We start from the raw sequence: 20,257 nt of genomic DNA on the forward strand, positions 1-20,257 counted from the left end.
TCAACACGCGTATGGCACGCGGACCACCGATAACGGAACTCCACTACGACGAGGCACCGTCGGTCGACTCGGTTCCCGGACCGAAGTCCCGAGAACTCATCCGACGACAGGAGGAAATCGACAGCAGCGCCGTCGCCTACCCCGAGGACATCCCCATCGCGTTCGACTCCGGGAAGGGGGCCACCGTCCGCGACGTCGACGGCAACACCTTCATCGACATGTTCGCCGGCATCGGCGTCCTCAACGTCGGCCACTCGAACCCCTACGTCTTGGAGGCCGTCCACGAACAGACCGACAAGTTCGTCCACACCGTCGACTTCCCCACCGAGGCGCGCCTCGAACTCATCGAGAAACTCGACGAGATAGCGCCGGAGGGTCTGCGCGGGAACATGCGCACCGTCTTCGGCGGCCCGACGGGGAGCGACGCCGTCGAGGCGGCCATCAAACTCTCGAAGTACAACACCGACGGCACCGGCCTCGTCGCCTTCCGCGGCGCCTACCACGGCGCGACCAGCGGCGCGATGAGCGTCACCTCGAACAAGAAGTTCAAGGAGGCGTACACGCCGCTCCTCCCCGACGTGGTTCACGCCCCGTATCCGAACCCGTTCCGGGACGACAAGTCGCCGCAGGCGTCCGTCGAGCACGCCCTCGAAGAGGTCCAAGAGATACTCGAAGACCCCTACGGCGGCCTCGCGAACCCCGCGGGCATCATCGTCGAACCGATTCAGGGCGAGGGCGGCGTCGTCACCCCGCCGGAGGGCTTCCTGCAGGGCCTGCGCGACATCGCCACCGACAACGACGTTCCCCTCGTGTTCGACGAGATACAGTGCGGCCTCGGCCGGACGGGGCAGTGGTGGGCCAACGAGTGGGACGGCGTCACGCCGGACATCATGACCACGGCGAAGGCCCTCGGCGGCGTCGGCTTCCCCCTCTCGGCGACGATGTACCACGAGGACCTCGACACGTGGGGGTCGGGCGACCACGCCGGCACCTACCGCGGCCACGTCGTCGGCATGCGCGCCGGCACGCGGGCCATCGAGTACATTCAAGAGCACGACCTACTCGCGCACGCGCGTGAACTCGGCGAGTACCTCCGGACGCGACTCGAGGAGGCCGGCGAGTCGAACCCGCAACTGGCCGAGGTGCGCGGACGGGGCCTGTTCGTCGGCGCGGAGTTCGTCGACGCCGACGGGAACCCCGAGGGCGACATCGCCGACGAGATTCAGGATTACTGCTTCGAGCACGGCGTCCTCGTCTGGAAGGCCGGCCGCCACGGCAACGTCCTCAGACTGCTCCCGCCCCTCGTGCTGACGCGGGACCTCGCCGAAACCGCGATGGACGTCATCGTCGACGCCGTCGAACACGCGACGACGGCGACGGCGACGCGGTAGGGGAGTTAGTCGTCGAGGCCGTCGGCCGGCGACACCCACACCGTCTTCTTGTTCGTGAACTCCCGGATGCCGTCGGCGGCGAGTTCGCGGCCGTAGCCGGAGTTCTTCACGCCGCCGAACGGGAGTTTCGGGTGCGACTGCACGAGTTCGTTGACGAACGCCGCGCCCGCCTCGAACTCGCCGGCGAGTCGCTCGCCCCGTTCTAAGTCTCCGGTCCAGACGCTCGCCCCGAGTCCGTAGTCGGTGTCGTTCGCCAGTTCCATCGCCTCCTCCTCGCTCCCGACGCGGAACAGGGAGGCGACGGGACCGAACAGTTCGTCGCAGGCGGCGGGGCTCTCCTCCGGAATCTCCTCCAATACCGTCGGCTCGAAGAAGTAGCCCTCGCGGTCCAGCGCCTCTCCGCCGGTGAGCACCGTCGCGCCGGCGTCCACCGTCTCTTTGACTTGCGTCTCCAGGGTGTCGAGGAGGTCCGCGCGGGCGATGGGTCCCACGTCGGTGTTCTCCTCGCGGGGGTCGCCCACCGTCAGCGACTCCATCTCGCGGACGAGTCCGTCGCGGAACTCCTCGTAGACGTCCTCGTGGACGATGAACCGCTTGGCGGCGATGCAGGCCTGCCCGTTGTTGTTCACGCGGGCCTGCGCGGCCACCTCGCACGCCCGGTCGAGGTGCGCGTCGTCGAGGACGACGAACGGGTCGCTCCCGCCGAGTTCGAGCACGGAGGGTTTGAGGTTGTTCCCGGCCGTCTCGGCGACGGCGCGGCCCGCGCGGACGCTGCCGGTCAGCGTCGCCGCGGCGACCCGGTCGTCGGCCACGGCGTCGTGTATCGCGTCGGTGTCGACGACGAGCGTCTGGAAGACGCCCTCGGGGAAGCCGGCGTCGGCGAGAATCCGCTCGACGGCCGTCGCACAGCCGGTGACGTTGGGCGCGTGGCTGAGAAGCATGGTGTTACCGGCCGCCAGCGTCGGCGCCGCGACCCGCAGCACCTGCCAGAACGGGTAGTTCCACGGCATCACGGCGACGAGGGGGCCGAGGGGTTCGTAGGACACCTTCGTCCGCGCCTCGGGGTGGACGCCGACGCGTTCGTCCTGCAGGAACTCCGCGGCGCGTTCGGCGTAGAACTCGCAGACCCACGCGCACTTTTGAATCTCCCCGCGGGCCTGCGAGACGGGCTTGCCCATCTCCTCGGTCATCAGTTCGGCGTACTCGTCCTCGTTCTCGCGGAGGACGTCGGCTATCGACCCGACGAGCGCCTGTCGCTCGGTGATGAGCCGGTCGCGCCACGACGCGAAGCGGTCGGCCGACGCGTCGAGCATGCGGTCGAGGTCGGCGTCGTCGTGGTATTCGTACGTCTCGATATCGTCCTCCGTCGTCGGGTCGGTGGTCGTGAGTTGCATCTCAGGCCACCTTCGCGACGGCGTCTATCTCGACGCGCACGTCCTCGGGGAGGCGGGCGGCCTCGATGCAGACCCGAGCGGGCGGCGTCTCGCCGACGTGTTCGGCGTACGCCTCGTTGACGGCGTCGTAGTCGTCCATGTCGGCGACGTAGACGGTGGTCTTCACCACGTCGTCCATCGACCCGCCGGCCTCTTCGACGACGGCCGCGACGTTCTCCATCGCGCGGTGGGTGTGCGCTCCGACGTCGCCCTCGACCTCCGCGCCGGTTTCGGGGTCGACCGGGCCGAACCCGGAGACGAACAGGAGGCCGTCCGCGAGGACGCCCTGCGAGTAGGGGTTGTCGTTCTGCGGTGCGCCCGCGGCCGATATCGCTGTCTGGTCTGGCATGGGTCTCGGTCGCACCCACTCGCCGGAGGTTCATAAACGTTATTCGGGACGTCGTACACAGAATCCGTTCTCGATTCGCCGAAGCGTCGGGCGGCACCGCGGCGTCGAGCGTCAGTCGCGCAGGTCGTCTGCCCGTCCGTTCCGCCGTTCGGTCGCCTCGGAGACGGCGTCGAGGAACGCCGGCATCTCCGCCTTCATCCCGGAGCGCATCTCCGCGGAGGAGAACTCCTCGGACTCGGTCATGAGGCGGACGAACGCGCGGAGTTCCTCGTCGGTCACCTCGTCGAACCGTTCGGCCTCCAGTTTGTCGACGACGTCGTCGACGTCGATTCGGCCGACCGGGTCCACGCTGAAGTCGACGGTCACCATGCGGTAGTCCGACCCTGCGAGTTTCTGCTCGGCCCGGTTGACGCCCTGCCCGAGCATGTCCTTGAACGGGACGTGGTAGCCGAGGGTGCCGAGGTGGAGGAAACCGAGCATGTCGACGATTCCCCGCGTGTAGGCGTCGCGGGCCTCGTCCTCGGGGTTGAACACCGTCTCCCGGTCGCGGTCCTCCAGGTGCTCGAAGAGGATGGAGAAATCGAGGATGGCGTTCCGCAGGCGGCGACGGATGCGGTTGCGCTTCTGCTTTTTCGAGTGTTCGGTGTAGTCCGTCTTCCGCCCGAGGAGGAACTCCCGGTCGCTGGGCGTGAGGATGCCGCGCGCTCTGTCCGCCGAGTGCGCGAGCGTCTCGTCCGCGGCGTCCGCGTCGGGGGCATCTGTCATACACACTTCTCGTGTACGTCTTCGGATAAGATTTGCGAACTACGAGAACACATCACACGGGAGCGAGCGTCCGTCAGACGGCGGATATCCGAACTCGCTCGGACGGTCCGACTCGGCTCCGTACCCGACTACAGAAACCGTGTAGCCGGCCGAGACGTCCGGCCGGCGGCGGTACTCGCTCGGCGTTCGCTCCCACAACGTTTAACCGGGCGTTCCAGCATGTCGTTGACACGCACTCGCACACAGATATGCACTCGAATCAGAGCGACGGACTCGGCAGTCGTTCGCGGGGATACAGCGCCGTCAACCACCGGGTCGCGTGGGGGACCGGCGGAGGGGACGCATGAGCGAGAGCGACGGCGTCGTCTCCGAGTTCCTCGACGAGATAGAGCCGACCATCTTCGGCTTCGGCGCGGGAATCACCCTCCTGTTCGTCGTGCTCTTCGCGTTCCGCCCGCAGGTGGCGAGCGACGTCGTCTCCGGCGTCAACCAGTTCGTGCTCGCGCGGTTCAACTGGGCCTTTCTCATCGTCATGCTCGTGCTCGTCGGCTTTCTGGCCTTCCTCATCCTCGGTCCGTGGGGGAAACTCACGCTCGGAGAGGGAAGCCCCGAGTTCAGCTACGTCTCGTACTTCACGATGATCTACTCGGCGGGGTTGGCCGCGGGCATCGTCTTCTGGGGGCCGGCCGAGGCGGTGCTGCACTACTCGACGGTGCCGCCGCTGTACAGCGTGGCCGCCGAGTCCCAGGCCGCCATCCCCATCGCCGTCCAGTACAGCCTGTTCCACTGGAGCATCACCCAGTGGTCCTGCTTCACCGTCATGGGTCTCGGCATCGGCTACTTCGCGCACGAACACGGGGCGCCGCTCCGCGTCTCGGCCGTGCTGACGCCGTTCGTCGGCGCCGACAACGTGGACAACCTCCTCGGGAAACTCGTCGACATCCTCGCGGTGTTCGCGACGCTCGGCGGGGTCGCCACGTCGCTCGGTCTCATCGGGAGCCAGTTCCTGACCGGTATCGAGTTCAACTGGGGGTACCAGATCGGCGACGTCGGGACGGTGGCCATCATCACCGGGATGACCGTCCTGTTCACCGTCTCCTTGGTCCTCGGGGTCGACAAGGGTATCCGCCGCCTGTCGAACTTCAACATGGGGCTGTTCGCGCTCTTGATGACTGCGACGTTGCTGTTCGGCCCGACGGTCCGCATCCTCGAACTGGGTACGCAGGCCACGGGCGGCCTCATCGGTGACTGGTTCCAGATGAGCCTGTTCACCGACTTCACGGGCGGGGGGTCGTGGTCGAACGCGTGGACGGTGTTCTACTGGGCGTGGCCGCTGGCGTGGTCGCCGTTCGCCGGCCTCTTCATCGCCCGCATCTCGCGCGGCCGGTCGGTCCGCGAGGTGGCGTTCACCGGCATCGTCGCCACGTCGCTGGCGACGATTCCGTGGTTCGCCATCGTCGGCGGCACCGCCACCCTCTTCCAGCACAACGGCGTCGTCGACATCCTCGGACCCGTCGGACAGTACGGCGAGGCCGTCTCGGGCTACCTCCTGTTCCAAGCGCTCGACGTGGCGTGGATTCCCCTCCCGGTGGGGACCATCCTCCTGTTCGCGTTCCTCGTCCTCGTGACGACGTTCTTCGTCACCTCGGCGGACTCCTCGACGCTCGCCGTCTCGATGATGACCACCGGCGGGAAGGCCGAACCCTCCGCCGTCAGTCGCGTCTTCTGGGGCGTCCTCCAGGGCGTCGTCGCGTCCATCCTCATGGTCATCGGCGGCGTCGAAGCGCTCCAGTCGGCCGCCATCATCACCGGCGGGCCGTTCGCCATCGTCTGTCTCATCGCCGTCGCCGGCCTCGCCAAATCGTTCAACCGGCAGTCGGAGAACGTCCTCCTCCAGGAGGAGACGGTGCTGTACGGCGACACCGGCGGATCGGAGTCGGCCGACGCGGACGGACGGCCGACGGGGGCCGACGACGACTGAGCGGACTTCCGGGGTCGCCAATCACCCCACGATTCGGCAGCGACGAATCGACTCGATGACTCATTTCTGGAGAAATATCTTCTACCGTCGTACGTTCGTCCGACTATGACCCCAGACCCCTCGCTCCGCAGTTCGCGCGTCCAGTTCGTTCCCGAGAGCGGAACACTGTCTATCGCGTCTGCGCTTCTGCGTGTCGCCGAAGCCTCGAAAACTCCTTTTCCGTTACAAATCTATGACTGTACTTCTTTGGGGTCATCGAGGGACTGTCCCGCAGAGAATACAGAACGGGAAGTGACGGAAGAAAAAACCGAGTCGCGCGGACCGCCCGAGCGGCGCGTTTTTTGTCCGAAAGATGGTGAAGATTAGGTATAAACGGAAAGAATATGATTTTTAGATGCAGTGCGCTCCGACACTGCATCGGCCGCGTCCGATTTGAGTGCCGAGAGCGTGCAAACAACTCGCACACGTGGGTTTCGTTCCGCTCTCAGGAATGGATTCCGAAGAAGCCGTTCGAGAGTTACTTCGCGGCTCGAATCGGACAGAAGAATTTATCTTTCCGCGTATATACAAATTCTTACCGTTTCGATGAGTTTCTAGGCCTATTTATAACCATATTCTAGTTTGCAGTTCTGTAAATCCTATCTTAGATTTATCTATCCCCAGTGTATCTATACTCCTGAAAACGATACGTCTAAACTTCGAGACGCTACCCGAATATCGCTCTCGCGGTAACTTCTTGTGAACGTCTCGCCTCTTCGGCGCATGGACGTCCCTCGAACGGTTCGGGTCGCACTCGCGGACCGCCCGGTCGCGGGCGCGACCTGTCTGGAGGCCGGCGCGGGCGTCGGGAAGGCGACCGCGGGGCTCCTCGACGCCGGCGCGGCGCACGTCTACGCGGTGACGAACGACCGCGGCCACGCGCGACTGGTCCGCGAGCGCCTCGCTCCCGACGAACTGGCGCGGGCGACGGTGCTGGAGGCGGACCTCCGGGCGATTCCGCTCCCGGCCGACGCCGTCGACGTCGTCACCGCCCACGCCCTGTTCAACGTCGTCCCGGTCGCGTCGCTGGCCGGCATCGTCTTCGAACTGACGAGAGTCGCGGCGCCGGGCGCCCACCTCGTCGTCGACGACTACGAACCGCTCCCCGAAGACGCCGCGGTGCGGGAGTTGTTCGCGCTGGAGAACGCGGCGACCGAACTCGCGGACGGCCGGCCGGCGCTGACGTTCTACGAGAGAGAGACCCTCCGCGCGCAGTTCGAGGCCCGCGGGTGGGCGTTCGACCGGGAGCGGACGCTGTTGGACCCCGTTCCGTGGACCGAGAACCACGTCGCGGCGCACGCGAACGTCGTCCGCCGGGCCTGCGAGCGCCTTCCGACCGGACTCGGCGAGCAGTTTGCATCGGAGGCGGACCGCCTGGCGGGGGCAATCGGCTCGGAGTCGGTCGGCGAGATGTACGGGCTGGCGTTTCGGCTGTCGGACGACGAGAACCCGACCGATCAGCCCATCGTCACGTCGAACGGCGGTTCCGCGTCCTCGGGGAGCGGCGTCTCGTAGGCGTCCGAGCCGATTTCCTCCTCGAACTCCTCGCGCGCGGCCGCGAGTCGTTCCGCGTCGGCGAGCAGGTCGTACGTCGCCCCCGCGAGCACCTTCGCCGCGAAGGCGACGCCTTTCAGCCCGAAGTCGCCGTTGGCGGCGACGACCTGCCAGGAGTGACCGGGCGTTCCGACGGGCCACGTCGCCGCGTTGAACTGCCCGGTGGGAGTTATCCAACTCACGTCACCCACTTCCGTCGACCCGTGGGTCTGCCGGTCGTGGTCGTACGGCGCGACCGGTTCGGCGTATAACGCCTCACCCTCGACCTCGTCTCGGAGGTCCTCGGGGAGTTCGTCGAGGCGCGACTCGATGCGCTCGTCGGGCACCGTCGCCTGCAACTCGGCGGCGAACTCGCGGTCGGCGTCGTCGTAGGGGACGGGACCGGCCGTGTCGATGTTCTCCCATATCAACTCGGAGACGACGCCGTTCGCGCGGTAGTCGTAACAGCCGGTGAGAAACCGCTCGGACACCTCGGTCTGCGTCATCATCGCGGCCGCCTCGGCGATATCGCGGAGCCAGTCGGTGTTGCGCTCGACCTCCTCGCGGGTCGGCGCGCGGACGTAGTACCACACCGTCGACTCGGCGGGCACCACGTTCGGCGCGCTCCCGCCGTCGGGTATCGAGTAGTGCATCCGCGCGTCGTCGGAGACGTGCTCGCGCATGTACTCGACGCCGGTGTTCATCAGTTCCACCGCATCGAGCGCCGACCGCCCGGAATCCGGCGCGCCGCCGGCGTGCGCGGAGACGCCCTCGAACGTGAACGTGAGGGAGTTCAGGGCGTTCGAAGAGCCCATCCGCGGCGTGCTGAGGTCGCCGGGGTGCCACGTCAGCGCGGCGTCCAAGTCGTCGAAGGCGCCCGCGCGGGCCATGTACGTCTTGCCGACCAGCGTCTCCTCGGCCGGACAGCCGAAGAAGACGACGGTGCCCGACACCTCGCCGGCGTCGACGGCGTCGGCGAGAGCGAGGGCCGCGCCCACGCCGGCCGTCCCGAAGAGGTTGTGCCCGCAGCCGTGGCCCGGACCGTCGGCCTCGACGGGGTCGCGGTCGGCCGACACGGACTGCGAGAGACCCGGCAGCGCGTCGTACTCGCCCAAGATGCCGATTCGCGGGTCGCCGTCGCCGTACTCCGCGACGAACGCCGTCGGCATCCCGGCGACGCCCGTCTCCACGTCGAATCCGCCGTCTTCGAGCGCCTCGACCAGCGTCGCCGCGGACTCCTCCTCGTGGAGACCCAACTCGGGGGTCTCCCACAACTCCCGTGCGATGGCCGTCAGTTTCGACTCGTCGGCGTCGATCCGCTCGAAAAGTTCCGATTTGGTCACGGTCTCGGGTCGGAGTGGCCGACTATCAACCTGTGTCTCGCGGCGGTTCGGCTAGAGATTTCTGAAAATTGCAAAAATTTCAGAGTGTTCGGAGCGCGTGCGCTCGGAAGGCGGAATCCGCCGCGACCGGACGGCCGGCGCCGACGGCGGCCGCGTCGGAGCGACGCCGGTGCAGTCAAACCCCTCCACCCTCTATCACGCGTAGAGACCGTATGGACAGACAACGTGACACGGCGCGGGTTCCCATTCAGGCCCTCAAACGGCAGGTCGCGGACGCCGTGGGCGCCTCCGCGTCGCTCGTCGAGATAGAGCGGGTGGACGTCGAGGAGAGCACGCTGGCGGTGGAGTACTCGCTCCCGACGGGCGACGCGCCGATAGTCGAAGTGTACGTCGACCACCCCGACGGGCGGACCGACTCGACGCTCGTCGAACTGGGCGAACCGGCGGGGCTGAAGGTGTACGGCGAGACGATTCGCATCGAGTACGCCGGCCGCGACAGCGAGACGAACGACGTCCTCGTGAGCGTCGACCAGCGACGCGGCGACGACTGGGTGACGCTGCTCGGGTGCGGGCAGATGTGGGCCGTCGAGAGCGAACGCGACGGCGAACCGGTGCGCGTGACCTGTCACGCCGAGACGCCGCGGACGGACGAGGACGAAGCCGACGAGGCCGACGAACCGGAGGACGTGACCGAGGACGGCGACGACGTGGACATCGGCCTCGGCGCCGAGTCCGAGTGGTGAGGCGGTCGGCGGGAGGCCGTCGGCGGGGCGCGCCACCAACCGTCCACTCAAGTACCCGGAGGTAGAACCTCGACCGATGCCAATCGTCGAAGTGACGCTCCCCGACGAACTGCTGACCGAGTTCGAGCAGCTCGTCGACCAGGAGTTCGTGAGCGAGGAGCAGGCGGCGGAAGAACTGATAAGCATGGGTATCGACGCCTACAACGTCAACGTCGTCGACGAGTCGACGCCCGGCGACGACTTCATGGACGGCGCGGAGAACAACCTGTTCGACACCGCGAACGACCCGGGCGCGGCGGACGACGACCGCCTCTGAACGGACTCCACTTTTCGGCGGCGGAGCTCGCTCGCGAGCGACCCCGTCCGCTATCGAACTCGACCGGTCGGCGGAAGCCGCGGCCGTAGCGGACGCCGGAGGCGTCGTCGAGCGAAATAAGAAGTGAATCGAGCGCGGCGGAGTGGCGCGTCAGTCAGTCGCTTCCGCAGTCGACGGGTACCTCGACGTTGGGACCGACCGGGTCGCCGCTGTCGGGGTCGAACGCGCGGAGCACGGCCGTTCCGTTCTCGACACCCGTGAGACTCAGCGACTCTTCGGGTTCGAGCGTCGGGCGACCGTCGATGACGTTCGGGCCCGCGCTGTCGATGTCGCGGACTTCTATCGTCTCCTCGCTCACGTTCGTGACCCACAGCGTCGCGCCGTCGTCGCCGCACGAAACGGACGTGTCGATGACGTTGCTCATCACGCGGAAGATAGCCGTCGTCCCGCTTATCTCGTGGCCGACGAAGACGAGGGGGTCGTCGGTCGGGCTCTCCCCGACGGAGGCGAAGTCCAGACCCTCGGGGCCGAGGTCGCCGGCCGCGCCGGCGGGCGCGTCGCCCTCGGCGATTTCGCCCTGGATGTCGAACGAGAGGTCGCGGTTGTTCACGTAGTCGACGAACGTGGGTTCGTGCGGGTCGGTTATCTCGTAGACCATCACGCCGCCCATGCGTTCGAGGCCGATGAACGCGTAGTGCCGGTCGCCGACCCGGCCGAGCGTGAGGCCCTCCGGTTCGGGCCCCTTGTTGTCGCTCCGACTGTCGCCGGTGTTCTCCGTGTTGTCGTTGTTGAACCGGTCGCCGTACCGCTCGGCCGTGATGCGCTCGAAGTCGCTCCCGCTGTCGAACACCATCTCGCCGTCCTCGGTGAAGATGCTGAACGACCGCCCGCCGAACACGTATATCTCCTCGTAGTAGCCGTCGCCGTCGGTATCGCCGAGCGTCTTCGTCACGCCCTTCGGGCCGAGATTCTCGGGCGCTTGGAGTTCCTCGACGCTGTCGATACCCTCGATGTCGTCGATACCCTCGATGTCGTCGAAGTCGAACGCGTCGGGGTCGAGTCTGAGGTCGGCGACTTCGGCCTCCTCGCTGTAGGCGTCGTAGTCGCGGCTGTCGCCCTCGTTGGCCGTGACGAGATAGGTCTCGTCGTCCGGGCTGTACGCGGCGATGGCGTCGGGCTGGAGGATACCGTTGATCGGCCAGTTGCGGACGTCGGCGCCGCCGTCCTCGTTGCTGGCGTCGAGTTCGTTCCCCGCGAGGCTGTAGTCTTTGAACCCGAGCGGCAGGAGGTCGGTGACCTCCGCGTCTTCGATGTCGATTTCGGCGATAGCGTTGTTCTCCTGCAGCGAGACCCACGCGGTCTGTGAGTCGTCGCTTATCGTCACGTACTCCGGCTCGAAGTCCTGCGAGGCGCTGGCGTTCGGACCGAAGATGCGGATGCCCTTCTCCCGAAGCTCCTCTTCTTCCCCGTCGAACGCGGTGAAGTCCGCGGTGCTGACCGAGGGCTCCTCGACGCCCTCGGAAACGTCGACGATGCTGACGGAGCCGCGGGGGTCGTACGCGTAGTTGTCCGTCGGTTCGCCCTCGTTCGCGACGAGCGCTCGCGTCCCGTCGGGGGTGAACGTGACCTTGTCGGGCAGGGGGCCGACCGCCGCCGTACCCAGGAGTTCGAGCGTCTCCGGGTCGTACAGACCGACCTGGCCGGGGTCTTGGGCGACCTCCGCTTCGAGGGCGACGGCGACGACGTGCTCGGACGTCGAGACGCTGTTCGCGGAACTCACGCCGTCGACCCCGCCCGTGGCGTCTATCTCGCCGACCTTCTCGGGCGCGGTCGGGTCCGAGACGTCGAGGACGTCGACGCCGCCGAGGTCGGCGTTGATCACGAACAGTCGGTGCGTCGGGGCGTGGTACGCGATAATCTCGGCCCCGCCCTCGTCGAAGATGCCCGACTCGTACCGACCGATCTGTTCCAGTCTGACGTGGTCGTGCTTCGCGGGACTCCCCCTCGGATGGGGGGCGGTCGCCCCGCCCCTCACCGTCGAGTCGTCGCTCGCGGTGGCTGTGCCAGTTAGCAATCCGAGTACGGCCCCTCCCGTGAGACCCAGGACGCGTCGGCGTCCGAGGTCCAGCGTCTGTCGTGAACCCGTCACAGGTCGTAGTCCCGAGATGTCGTCTTAGTCCTGTGTAATACCGTACATGTCGGCTATTGTCCCGAACGGTCGGCCCGGTTCGTATATATGTAAATCATTTTAGAATGGTACGGGTGGAACCAAATTCTCCTGAAAGGCACACTCTTCATAGAGTGTAGAACGGAGAGCTACCGTTCGGGAGGCGCGAGCCGACGTCGACGCGCTCGGGTCACTCACTCCCGTTGCGCGATGTCGGCCAACCGGTCGCTCCCGGCGGCGGCGAAGCCGCCGTGGTAGCACAGCGTCCGCGAGATATCCAACTCCGAGAGCGCTCGAACCGACATCAGCGCCGTGTCCATCTCCTCGGTGAACGTCGGGTCGGGTCCGTTCAGTTGGCCGTCCGCGGCGGTGGCGGCGTCGCCCGCGAGCAGGAACGACTCCTCGGGGAAGTACAGCGAGACGTGGCCGGGGGTGTGTCCCGGCGTCGGGACGACGTGCGCCGGGCCGGCGCGGGTGTCGAGCGTCGCTTCGCCCGCGATGGCCACGTCGACGGCAACGGGTTCGTACCGGTCGTCGCCGGGGTCGGAGCCGCGCGGGGGTTCCGTCCCGTCGACGACCCGCGCCGCGCGTTCGCTCGCGACGACGACGGCGTCCGTCCGGTCGACGACGCGCGCGAGGCCGCCGGCGTGGTCGCCGTCCTGGTGGGTGAGGAAGGCGAGACGCACGTCCGAGAGGGCCAAGCCCGCCTCCGCGAGGCCCGCTTCGAGTTGGTCGACGGTGTGAGCGAACCCGGCGTCGACGAGAACGAGGCCGCGGTCCGTCTCGACGGCGCAGGGCCAGAATCGTCGGGTCTCGCCGTCCGATTCGAGTTCGACCGGGAGCGGGTGTACAGCGTCGGGGACGTTCATGCCCGAGAGTCGGGCGGGACCGTCAAGGCGGTACCGGCGCCGGCGACTCGTTCCGGGGACGCCCGCGCCGTTTACTTAGACATCGCGCGCCGACGCTCACGCCAGCGCCAGCGGGACGGGCGTGAAAGAGAGCGCGCCGAGGAGGAGCGTCACCGCGCCGACGGCGAGTCGGAACGCGCCGAGGGGGGAGTCGTCCACGGGTTCGGCGCCGCCCGCGCGGGCGAACAGCAGCGCGAGGAAGCCCCAGAGCACCCAGAGGCTCAGCGACTGGCCGTCGGCGAAGACGTACGTGTAGGCGCCGAGGGCGAACAGGGGGATGGGGACGAGTCGCTGGACCGTCGCGTGCGCGCGGCCGAACATGGCGCGGACGACGTGGCCGCCGTCGAGTTGGCCGACCGGCAGGAGGTTCAGGAACGTCACGAACGCCCCCACCCACCCGCCGACGACGACGGGGTTGGCCATCAGCGAGGGGTCCGCGTAGGTGAGCGGTCGACCCAGCGCGGCCGCGACGATTTGGATGAGCGGCGGGTAGCCCAGTCGGACGGGGAACGCCCCCACTTCGACGGGCGGGAGGGAGACGCCGACGGCGGTGACGACGACGGTGGCGACCAGACCGGCGAGGGGGCCGGCGACGCCGATGTCGAACAGCGACTCCCGGTCGGGGAGCGTGTCGCGCATGCGGATGACCGCGCCCATCGTGCCCAGGAGCGTCGGGACGGGGATGAAGTACGGCAGCGACGCCTGCACGTCGTGGTAGCGGCTGGCGACGTAGTGGCCGAGTTCGTGGACGCCGAGGACGCCGAGGACGGCGGCGGCGAACGGCCACGCCTCGACGATTCCGAGGGGGTTCGAGAGGGCGTCGATGCCGTACCACTGCGAGCCCGCGAACAGCGTCGTGACGACGGTGAGACAGAAGAGCGCGACGTTCGTCGTCGGGAACTCGTCGACGCCGGTGGTGCGCTCGCTGGCGACGAGGACGTACTCTCCGAATTCCCGCTCCACGGAGACGGTGTACCCCCGTTTGCGGAACACCGGCGCGACGACGCGGACGACGGACTGGCGGTCCGAGCGGGGCTGGCCGTAGTAGCGTATCTCCTCCCCCTCGGCCTCCACCTCGTAGACGTCGAACGCACCGGCGAACCGGCGGGGTTCGGGGGCGCCGCCGAGAGCCGTCTCGGTCATATTACCGGTACGTGCCGGACGTACATATGTCCACAGACTCCGGCGGGCGGCGAACGTCGGCCGACGGACGACGAGTGTGGATGAACGGGCGACGACCGACGAGCGCCGGGTTATCTCCTCGGAGCGCGTACAAGTGAGTATGACCATCGCAGACGTCGTCGCGTCGTGGCCGGGCGTCGAGACCCTCCCGCACCGCTTCGGCGGGCGCGAGTTCAGGCTGGGTAGAAACGAGTTCGGGCACGTCCACGGCGACTCGCTGGTCGACATCCCGTTCCCGACAACTATCAGAGACGCCCTCGTCTCGTCCGGACGCGCGCGGCCACACCACGTCCTTCCCGACACCGGGTGGGTGTCGTTCCCCGTCGACGGGGCGGACGGCCGGACGGACGCCGTCGAACTGCTCCGACTCGCGTACCTCCTCCGCCTCGTCGGGCGTCAGCGACGCCCCGGCGCCGAGCCGTCGGCCTCCGAGGTCGACGCCGCCGCGGAACTGGCGGCGATGGACCTCCCGCCGGCGGTCCGGACCGCGGTGGACGAGTACGCTCGCCCCTCGGAACGGGCGGCGTGAGCGTCGCTCGCGCCGGAGACGGCTGATCCGTCGGGTGTGAGAGCCCGCAACGTTCTTTGCGCCCGCCGCACCACTCGGAGGTCGTGGAAGTCACGATTCGGTGCTACGCCGGCGTCGCCGACGCGGTGGGCGAGCGGTCGCTGTCGCGCGTCCTCGAACCGCGCTCGACCGTCGAGGACGTGATTCGCGGCCTCGCCGCGGAGTTCGAAGCCTTCGACCCCGAGTCGCTGTCGAGCGAACTCGTCTGTCGGGTGAACGGCGGCGACGCCGACCGGACGACCCGGCTCTCGGAGGGCGACGCCGTCGTCCTCTCCGAACGGTCCGCCGAGGAGTGACGCGTCAGTCTTCAGTCGTCCGCGGGCGCTCGCCGCGTGAGCGACCCGTCCCGCCACGTGCCGCGGCGGTACCAGAGGTAGGCGATGGCGGCGCCGGCGACGTTCGAGACGGTGAAGGCCATCCAGATACCCGTCGAGCCGTAGCCCCACGACTGCGAGGCGAAGTAGGCGAACGGCAGGCGGATGACGCCGAGCATCAGAACGGAGATGGCCGCCGACGTCAGCGTCTCGCCCGCGCCGCGGAAACTCCCGGTGTACGAGCGCATGATGCCGATGAATCCGAACGTCGGCGCGACCCAGTAGAGGAAGTCCGCGCCGACGCGAATCACCTCGGGGTCGTCGGTGAACACGGCGATGATGGGGTTCGCGCCGACGTAGGCGAGGACGCCCGCCAGCGAGAGGATGACGAACATCGCTACCGCCGCGACGTTCGCCGCTCGCTCCGCGCGGGCCTCCTTCCCGGCGCCGATGTTCTGTCCCGTCATCGTCTCGACGCCGCGCGCGACGGCGATGGCGGGCAGGAAGATGACGGAGAACACCCGCACGCCGATACCGTAGGCGGCGACGACGGTGGTGGGGAACATCCCGACGACGATGAGCAACAGGTTCACCGAGAGGGCGCGTCCCGTCCCCTCGATGGAGGCGGGAACGCCGATAGCGAGTAAGCGTCGGAGGAACTCGAAGTCGGGGCGCATCTGCGAGAGGTGAATCTGGACGCCGCGCGCGCTCCCGAACATGATGTACAGACCGACGACGAGGGCGAGCGACCGCGAGAAGACGGTGGCGATGGCCGCCCCCTGAATCCCGGACCCCACGTAGCCCGTGGCGGCGAACAGTTGCGACTGGAGGCCGCCGAGTCCGAGCATCCCGAACAGCGGGTTCCCGTCGAACCCGAAGATGAGGATGGGGTCGATGGCGATGTTCAGGACGACGGAGCCGAACATGACGAGCATCGGCGTGATGGTGTCGCCGTAGCCGCGCATGAGGGCGACGAAGACGAAGAAGCCGAACATGAACGGCAGGCCCAGCGAGATGACCTGCATGTAACTCGTCGCGAGGGGGAGAACGTCGGGCGAGGCGCCCAAGAGCGAGAGGAACGGCCCCACGAGGAGATAGCCGACGGCGCCGAGAAGCAGCGACCCGAGCAGCGAGAACGTCACCGTCTGGGAGGCGGCGTACTCGGCTCGTTCCTCCTCCTCGGCGCCGGTGTGCTGGGCGACGAGGACGCTGCCGGCGACGGAGAGCCCCATCCCCAGGGAGATGAGGAGAAACACCATCGGGAACGCGAAACTGATGGCCGCCAGCGCGTTCGTGCTGAACTGGCCGAGCCAGAACGTGTCCGCGAGGTTGTACGCCGTCTGGAGGAGGTTCGTGACGACGATGGGCAGAGAGAGGTAGAACAGCGGCCGGGCGATGTCGCCCGAAGTGAGGTCGAACTCGTCGCGGCTCTTGAAGACGCGGTCCAACCGGTCTCGGAGGCTCATTCGGCCGCCACCCCTTCGGACGGGTCGGCCGAGAGCGTACTGCGGACGTAGCGGCGGAACGCGGCGAGGGAGTCGTCGAGCGACGCGCCGACGGCGACGTTCCGCGTCCGTGCCCCCTTGACGTAGGTGACGACGAACGACGACGCCTCGTCGGGGTCGACGCCCTCGTCGAACGTCCCGTCGGCGACGCCCGCGGCGAGGACGGAGCGGACGCGGTCGGCGAACGCCTCGTCGAAGCGTTCGAGTCGCGCGCGGTACGCCTCGTCGTAGGGCGCCTGCGCCTCGATTTCGAGCAGTGCGGTTCGGAACTCGCGGGGGTCGCCGCCGGCGGGCGGCAGCGTCACCGTCTCCGCGAGCGACAGCAACCGCTCTTCGGGGTTCGCGCCCGTCACCCCATCGAGACGCGCCTCGAACCGCTCTAAGAGGCGGTCGAGAAAGGAGAGCAGGAGGTCGTGTTTGCCGTCGAAGTGGTAGTGGAGCGCCGCCTTGCTCACCCCGGCCTCGTCGGCGATATCCCGCATCGTCAGGTCGGCGTACCCGCGCGAGCGGAGTGCGCTGTGCGTTCCGTCCATGATGGCGTCGGCGGCGTCAGAGCTCATTCGAAATCGACCGAGAATCGGTCACTGTACTGATTGACTGGCCGGTCAGTCAAAAGCGTTGTAGCTTCAGGGTCCCGTGCCGCCAACGACAGAGCTAAACCCCGTGAGCGGTCGAAACTCCTCGATTCGCCGTCGAACCGTCGAGCCGTCGGGCCGTTCAGGCGAAGAACTGGTTCGCGTCGCCCCAGAACAGGTCGACGGGGGGCGGCGTCTCCTCCACCAGCGCCTCGAACGTCCGCTCCCCGAGCAAGTCCCGGGTGACCTCCTCCGAGAACATACCGGACCGGAAGAGATTCCACACTTCCTCCTTCTGCGCGTCCGTTAGCTCGGCTGCCATGTGCCACGCATGGACGCGGGGGCATATTGGTGTGCGCATCGTTACTCGGGTTAATCGCGCGTTAAGCCCCCGAAAACACGCGTTTCGTCGAGTATCGGGCGCAAGCCTCACTCGGCGGCGAGTGAATCGAGCCGGGCGTTTCGGCCGAAGTTACCCGGACATCCCCTGTGTGTCCTGCGCGACGATGAGGTCGAAGGCGGTGTCCGCGGGTTCGTCGTCGGGCGTGAGATAGCCCGCCGCGAACGCCGTGTACGCCTGTCCGCCCGACAGGCTCACGTCGAAACTGGCGGCGACGTCGCCGTCGTTGCCCTCCGTGTCGCCGCGCACCTCCAGGGTGTAGTCGCCGGCGGGGACGGTGGTCGTGCTGCTCTCGCCGTAGGCGACGCCGTCGAACACCGCGTCGCCGTTCGAGGCGAGCGTCACGTCCACCGCGGGCGCGTCGGGGGAGGCGTGGACCAACCGGACGCGGGCCATGTCGCCGCCGGGGGTCGAACCGTCGCCCTGCAGGACCAGCGGTTCGAAGGCCTGGTCGGCCATGTCGCCGATTTCGCCGGTCGCGGCCACGGTGTACATCATCCCCGCCTCGACGGGGACGGCGCCCTCGAAGACGACCGTGTCGGGGTCGCCCGCCGCCGTGATCCGGACCTGTCGCTCCCCGGCGGGCACGGCGAGGTACTCGCTCACGGCGCCGAAGGGAACGTCCTCGAGGACCGCCGAATCGTCGACGTACACGTCGACGTTCGGCGCGTTCGGGGCCACGTGCGCCACGCGGACGGAGGCGGACTCCCCCTCCGTTCCGGTGCCGTCGCCGGACTCGGTTTCCGTCTCCATCTCGGTTTCGCTGGCCATCTCGGTCGACATCTCCGTCTCGGTCGCCGTCGACCCTTCGGTCTCGGTGCCGCCACCACCGCCCATGCAGCCCGCGAGACCGACCGCGAGTCCCGTTCCGATACCGATCAGCGCGCGCCGTCGAGTCGTCTCGGAGTCGTCTGAGTTCATGCGTCGTACGGCAAGGACGATGCCGGATTAACCGCTTTCGCAGTTCCGACTCAAATTGCACTCAACTCTCGGGTGACTCCCGGTCGAATCTCCCCCAAGACGCCGCGTCGACGGCGACGGGAGAGCGGACGCTCGCGGTGGCCGCTCTCCGCGTTCCGTGCCGCCGCCGATTCGGGGGCGTTCGGACGACGGACGCGCCCGGGTTCGGTGGTTTCTTGTCGAGCGACGACCACCAACGTCACCATGGAGACGGTCCTCTGGCAGGTTCTTGCCGGGACACGAGGAGGGCCCAACCGCGCGCGGATTCTCCGGGCTATCGACGAGCGTCCTCGCAACGCGAATCGGCTGTCCGAGGACCTCGATATGGCCTACAACACTATCAGACACCACCTCGAAGTTTTAGAGGAGAACGGCGTCGTCACGAGCGGTGGCTCGGACTACGGGACGGTCTACCTCCCGTCGGACAGAGTCCGCGACCACTGGAACACCGTGGAACGAATCATTTCACAGATCGATGATTAGGCCGAGAGACGCGAACGAACGGGCGCGAACGGACGAGTCGAAGAATCCGAGAGGGGTGCGCGGATGAGTCTCATGCTCGACGCGGCGCGTCTCGCGGCCGCCGTCAACGTGGTGCTGTTGGCGGTGCTTCTGGTCATCTGGATTCGGAACTACCGTGAGATTCGGGCGCCGCTGACGCTCGGCTCCATCGTGTTCGGCGCGCTGCTGCTGACCGAGAACGCCGTCGCGCTGTACTTCTATCTGAGCCCCCCGGCCATGCCGGCGCTCGCCGTCCGCTTCATGATGATTCTCCAAGTGCTCGAGACGGTGGCGATAGCGGTTCTCGCGTACGTCATCTGGCAGTGACGCCGGGCGTCCGTCGCTCCGCGTCGGGAGGCGAGTTCGGGCCTCGACGAACACCCGCGAAAGCCACCGCCACGGTCAGGATTTTGAGGGGGCGCGCGCATCCTCGGGTATGGAACTCGATATCGCGGGCGACGCGGCGCTGGTGACGGCGTCGAGCAGCGGTCTCGGCAGGGCCTCGGCGCGGGCGCTCGCGCAGGAGGGCGTGGACGTCGTGATGAACGGACGCGACGCCGACCGACTCGAATCGGCCGTCGAGGAGGTACAGAAGGACGCGACGAGCGGCGCGACGGTGGTCGGCGAGGCGGGCGACCTGACCGACCCCGACGACATCGAGTCGCTCGTCGAGCGACCCGTCGAGGAGTTCGGCGGCCTCGACCACCTCGTCACCTCCGCGGGCGGTCCGCCCTCGGGTCCGTTCTCCGAGACGACCGACGAGGACTGGGACGAGGCGTTCGACCTGCTCGTGATGAGCGTCGTGCGGACGGTGCGGGCCGCCGAGGAGCATCTCAGGGAGGGCGACGGCGGTACCATCGTCACCATCGCCTCCGGGAGCGTCAAGGAGGCCATCGACGGACTCGTCCTCTCGAACTCGGTTCGGATGGGCGTCATCGGACTGGAGAAGACGCTCTCGAAGGAGTTCGCGCCGGACGTGCGCGCCAACGCCGTCCTCCCCGGGTCCCACGAGACGTCCCGCATCGAGGAACTCGTCGAACAGGGCGTCGAGCGCGGCGAGTACGACTCCTACGAGGAGGGACTCGAGGAGTGGGGCGAGGGCATCCCGACGGGCGGCATCGGCGACCCGATGGACCTCGGTCGGACCGTCGCCTTCCTCTCTTCGCCGCAGTCGGAGTTCGTCAACGGCGCCGCGATTCCCATCGACGGCGGGTCGAGCGCCTCGAACCTGTAACCGGCGTCGAGACGATTAATCGGCGGGGTTTTCCCGGCACGCGGGTTCCG

At 67.7% G+C, this 20,257-nt stretch carries 20 protein-coding genes and 1 pseudogene; 10 read left to right on the forward strand and 11 right to left on the reverse strand.

The window, feature by feature from the left end:
* Positions 1–11: 11 nt before the first annotated feature.
* On the forward strand, positions 12–1,391 hold the full coding sequence (locus tag NDI79_RS12820; RefSeq protein WP_310928900.1) for an aspartate aminotransferase family protein: 1,380 nt from the start codon (positions 12–14) through the stop codon (positions 1,389–1,391).
* A gap of 5 nt (positions 1,392–1,396) precedes the next feature.
* Here the strand turns inward: NDI79_RS12820 and NDI79_RS12825 are convergent, their stop codons facing one another.
* From NDI79_RS12825 to NDI79_RS12835, 3 genes are all read right to left on the reverse strand, one after another.
* Positions 1,397–2,785 carry an NAD-dependent succinate-semialdehyde dehydrogenase gene (locus NDI79_RS12825; protein ID WP_310928902.1) on the reverse strand — a complete coding sequence of 463 codons (1,389 nt, stop codon included), beginning with the start codon at positions 2,783–2,785 and terminating at the stop codon, positions 1,397–1,399.
* Between the two features lies 1 nt (position 2,786).
* Positions 2,787–3,173, reverse strand: a complete 387-nt coding sequence (locus NDI79_RS12830; protein ID WP_310928904.1) for a Rid family detoxifying hydrolase — start codon at positions 3,171–3,173, stop codon at positions 2,787–2,789.
* Between the two features lie 111 nt (positions 3,174–3,284).
* A complete protein-coding gene (locus NDI79_RS12835) occupies positions 3,285–3,938 on the reverse strand; it encodes a DUF8102 family protein (RefSeq protein WP_310928906.1) in 654 nt (217 codons plus the stop codon).
* A gap of 343 nt (positions 3,939–4,281) precedes the next feature.
* On the opposite strand from NDI79_RS12835, the gene NDI79_RS12840 reads away from it, so the two are divergent.
* Entirely contained in the window at positions 4,282–5,919 is a 1,638-nt protein-coding gene (locus tag NDI79_RS12840; protein WP_310928907.1) for a BCCT family transporter, read from the forward strand.
* A gap of 762 nt (positions 5,920–6,681) precedes the next feature.
* On the forward strand, positions 6,682–7,473 hold the full coding sequence (locus NDI79_RS12845) for a class I SAM-dependent methyltransferase (RefSeq protein WP_310928908.1): 792 nt from the start codon (positions 6,682–6,684) through the stop codon (positions 7,471–7,473).
* Here the strand turns inward: NDI79_RS12845 and NDI79_RS12850 are convergent.
* Positions 7,416–8,834 (reverse strand): amidohydrolase, encoded by a 1,419-nt coding sequence (locus tag NDI79_RS12850; protein WP_310928909.1) that lies wholly within the window; start codon positions 8,832–8,834, stop codon positions 7,416–7,418. The genes NDI79_RS12845 and NDI79_RS12850 overlap by 58 nt on opposite strands.
* Positions 8,835–9,046: 212 nt before the next feature.
* On the opposite strand from NDI79_RS12850, the gene NDI79_RS12855 reads away from it, so the two are divergent.
* Entirely contained in the window at positions 9,047–9,577 is a 531-nt protein-coding gene (locus tag NDI79_RS12855) for a hypothetical protein (protein WP_310928910.1), read from the forward strand.
* 76 nt (positions 9,578–9,653) lie between these two features.
* Positions 9,654–9,893, forward strand: a complete 240-nt coding sequence (locus tag NDI79_RS12860) for a DUF7120 family protein (RefSeq protein ID WP_310925402.1) — start codon at positions 9,654–9,656, stop codon at positions 9,891–9,893.
* Between the two features lie 154 nt (positions 9,894–10,047).
* On the opposite strand, the gene NDI79_RS12865 is transcribed toward NDI79_RS12860, so the two are convergent.
* From NDI79_RS12865 to NDI79_RS12875, 3 genes are all read right to left on the reverse strand, one after another.
* Complete coding sequence (locus NDI79_RS12865) at positions 10,048–12,042, reverse strand: choice-of-anchor I family protein (RefSeq protein WP_310928911.1); 1,995 nt, start codon at positions 12,040–12,042, stop codon at positions 10,048–10,050.
* A 212-nt stretch (positions 12,043–12,254) separates the two neighbouring features.
* Positions 12,255–12,929 (reverse strand): MBL fold metallo-hydrolase, encoded by a 675-nt coding sequence (locus NDI79_RS12870; protein WP_310928912.1) that lies wholly within the window; start codon positions 12,927–12,929, stop codon positions 12,255–12,257.
* Positions 12,930–13,025: 96 nt separating this feature from the next.
* Entirely contained in the window at positions 13,026–14,111 is a 1,086-nt protein-coding gene (locus tag NDI79_RS12875; protein WP_310928913.1) for a site-2 protease family protein, read from the reverse strand.
* A 139-nt stretch (positions 14,112–14,250) separates the two neighbouring features.
* Between NDI79_RS12875 and NDI79_RS12880 the strand changes: the two genes are divergently transcribed.
* Complete coding sequence (locus NDI79_RS12880) at positions 14,251–14,679, forward strand: luciferase domain-containing protein (protein ID WP_310928914.1); 429 nt, start codon at positions 14,251–14,253, stop codon at positions 14,677–14,679.
* Positions 14,680–14,762: 83 nt separating this feature from the next.
* A complete protein-coding gene (locus NDI79_RS12885; RefSeq protein WP_310928915.1) occupies positions 14,763–15,014 on the forward strand; it encodes a MoaD/ThiS family protein in 252 nt (83 codons plus the stop codon).
* A gap of 11 nt (positions 15,015–15,025) precedes the next feature.
* On the opposite strand, the gene NDI79_RS12890 is transcribed toward NDI79_RS12885, so the two are convergent.
* The 4 genes and pseudogenes from NDI79_RS12890 to NDI79_RS12905 form a co-directional block, all read right to left on the reverse strand.
* Positions 15,026–16,498 carry an MATE family efflux transporter gene (locus NDI79_RS12890; protein WP_310928916.1) on the reverse strand — a complete coding sequence of 491 codons (1,473 nt, stop codon included), beginning with the start codon at positions 16,496–16,498 and terminating at the stop codon, positions 15,026–15,028.
* The gene (locus NDI79_RS12895; protein ID WP_310928917.1) at positions 16,495–17,097 is read right to left on the reverse strand and encodes a TetR/AcrR family transcriptional regulator; all 603 of its coding nucleotides are present in this window, start codon (positions 17,095–17,097) and stop codon (positions 16,495–16,497) included. The genes NDI79_RS12890 and NDI79_RS12895 overlap by 4 nt, the downstream gene beginning before the upstream one ends.
* Before the next feature lie 157 nt (positions 17,098–17,254).
* Positions 17,255–17,434, reverse strand: a complete 180-nt coding sequence (locus tag NDI79_RS12900) for a hypothetical protein (protein ID WP_310928918.1) — start codon at positions 17,432–17,434, stop codon at positions 17,255–17,257.
* A gap of 162 nt (positions 17,435–17,596) precedes the next feature.
* Positions 17,597–18,433: pseudogene (locus NDI79_RS12905) on the reverse strand (DUF4397 domain-containing protein); the annotation flags it as partial.
* Between the two features lie 243 nt (positions 18,434–18,676).
* Between NDI79_RS12905 and NDI79_RS12910 the strand changes: the two are divergent.
* From NDI79_RS12910 to NDI79_RS12920, 3 genes are all read left to right on the forward strand, one after another.
* Positions 18,677–18,955 (forward strand): ArsR/SmtB family transcription factor, encoded by a 279-nt coding sequence (locus NDI79_RS12910; protein ID WP_310928920.1) that lies wholly within the window; start codon positions 18,677–18,679, stop codon positions 18,953–18,955.
* Between the two features lie 63 nt (positions 18,956–19,018).
* A complete protein-coding gene (locus tag NDI79_RS12915; RefSeq protein ID WP_310928921.1) occupies positions 19,019–19,300 on the forward strand; it encodes a DUF8036 family membrane protein in 282 nt (93 codons plus the stop codon).
* 109 nt (positions 19,301–19,409) lie between these two features.
* Positions 19,410–20,207 carry an SDR family oxidoreductase gene (locus NDI79_RS12920; protein ID WP_310928922.1) on the forward strand — a complete coding sequence of 266 codons (798 nt, stop codon included), beginning with the start codon at positions 19,410–19,412 and terminating at the stop codon, positions 20,205–20,207.
* Positions 20,208–20,257 lie beyond the last annotated feature (50 nt).

Origin of the sequence: Halogeometricum sp. S3BR5-2, assembly GCF_031624635.1 — an archaeon.
Classification (GTDB): Archaea; Halobacteriota; Halobacteria; order Halobacteriales; family Haloferacaceae; genus Halogeometricum; species Halogeometricum luteum.

Coding starts and splice junctions, on each gene's coding strand:
- NDI79_RS12845 (WP_310928908.1), top strand. CDS start 6,682: ATGGACGTCCCTCGAACGGTTCGGGTCGCACTCGCGGACCGCCCGGTC.
- NDI79_RS12820 (WP_310928900.1), top strand. CDS start 12: ATGGCACGCGGACCACCGATAACGGAACTCCACTACGACGAGGCACCG.
- NDI79_RS12875 (WP_310928913.1), bottom strand. CDS start 14,111: ATGACCGAGACGGCTCTCGGCGGCGCCCCCGAACCCCGCCGGTTCGCC.
- NDI79_RS12910 (WP_310928920.1), top strand. CDS start 18,677: ATGGAGACGGTCCTCTGGCAGGTTCTTGCCGGGACACGAGGAGGGCCC.
- NDI79_RS12840 (WP_310928907.1), top strand. CDS start 4,282: ATGAGCGAGAGCGACGGCGTCGTCTCCGAGTTCCTCGACGAGATAGAG.
- NDI79_RS12920 (WP_310928922.1), top strand. CDS start 19,410: ATGGAACTCGATATCGCGGGCGACGCGGCGCTGGTGACGGCGTCGAGC.
- NDI79_RS12855 (WP_310928910.1), top strand. CDS start 9,047: ATGGACAGACAACGTGACACGGCGCGGGTTCCCATTCAGGCCCTCAAA.
- NDI79_RS12825 (WP_310928902.1), bottom strand. CDS start 2,785: ATGCAACTCACGACCACCGACCCGACGACGGAGGACGATATCGAGACG.
- NDI79_RS12915 (WP_310928921.1), top strand. CDS start 19,019: ATGAGTCTCATGCTCGACGCGGCGCGTCTCGCGGCCGCCGTCAACGTG.
- NDI79_RS12870 (WP_310928912.1), bottom strand. CDS start 12,929: ATGAACGTCCCCGACGCTGTACACCCGCTCCCGGTCGAACTCGAATCG.
- NDI79_RS12835 (WP_310928906.1), bottom strand. CDS start 3,938: ATGACAGATGCCCCCGACGCGGACGCCGCGGACGAGACGCTCGCGCAC.
- NDI79_RS12860 (WP_310925402.1), top strand. CDS start 9,654: ATGCCAATCGTCGAAGTGACGCTCCCCGACGAACTGCTGACCGAGTTC.
- NDI79_RS12895 (WP_310928917.1), bottom strand. CDS start 17,097: ATGAGCTCTGACGCCGCCGACGCCATCATGGACGGAACGCACAGCGCA.
- NDI79_RS12900 (WP_310928918.1), bottom strand. CDS start 17,434: ATGGCAGCCGAGCTAACGGACGCGCAGAAGGAGGAAGTGTGGAATCTC.
- NDI79_RS12830 (WP_310928904.1), bottom strand. CDS start 3,173: ATGCCAGACCAGACAGCGATATCGGCCGCGGGCGCACCGCAGAACGAC.
- NDI79_RS12880 (WP_310928914.1), top strand. CDS start 14,251: ATGACCATCGCAGACGTCGTCGCGTCGTGGCCGGGCGTCGAGACCCTC.
- NDI79_RS12890 (WP_310928916.1), bottom strand. CDS start 16,498: ATGAGCCTCCGAGACCGGTTGGACCGCGTCTTCAAGAGCCGCGACGAG.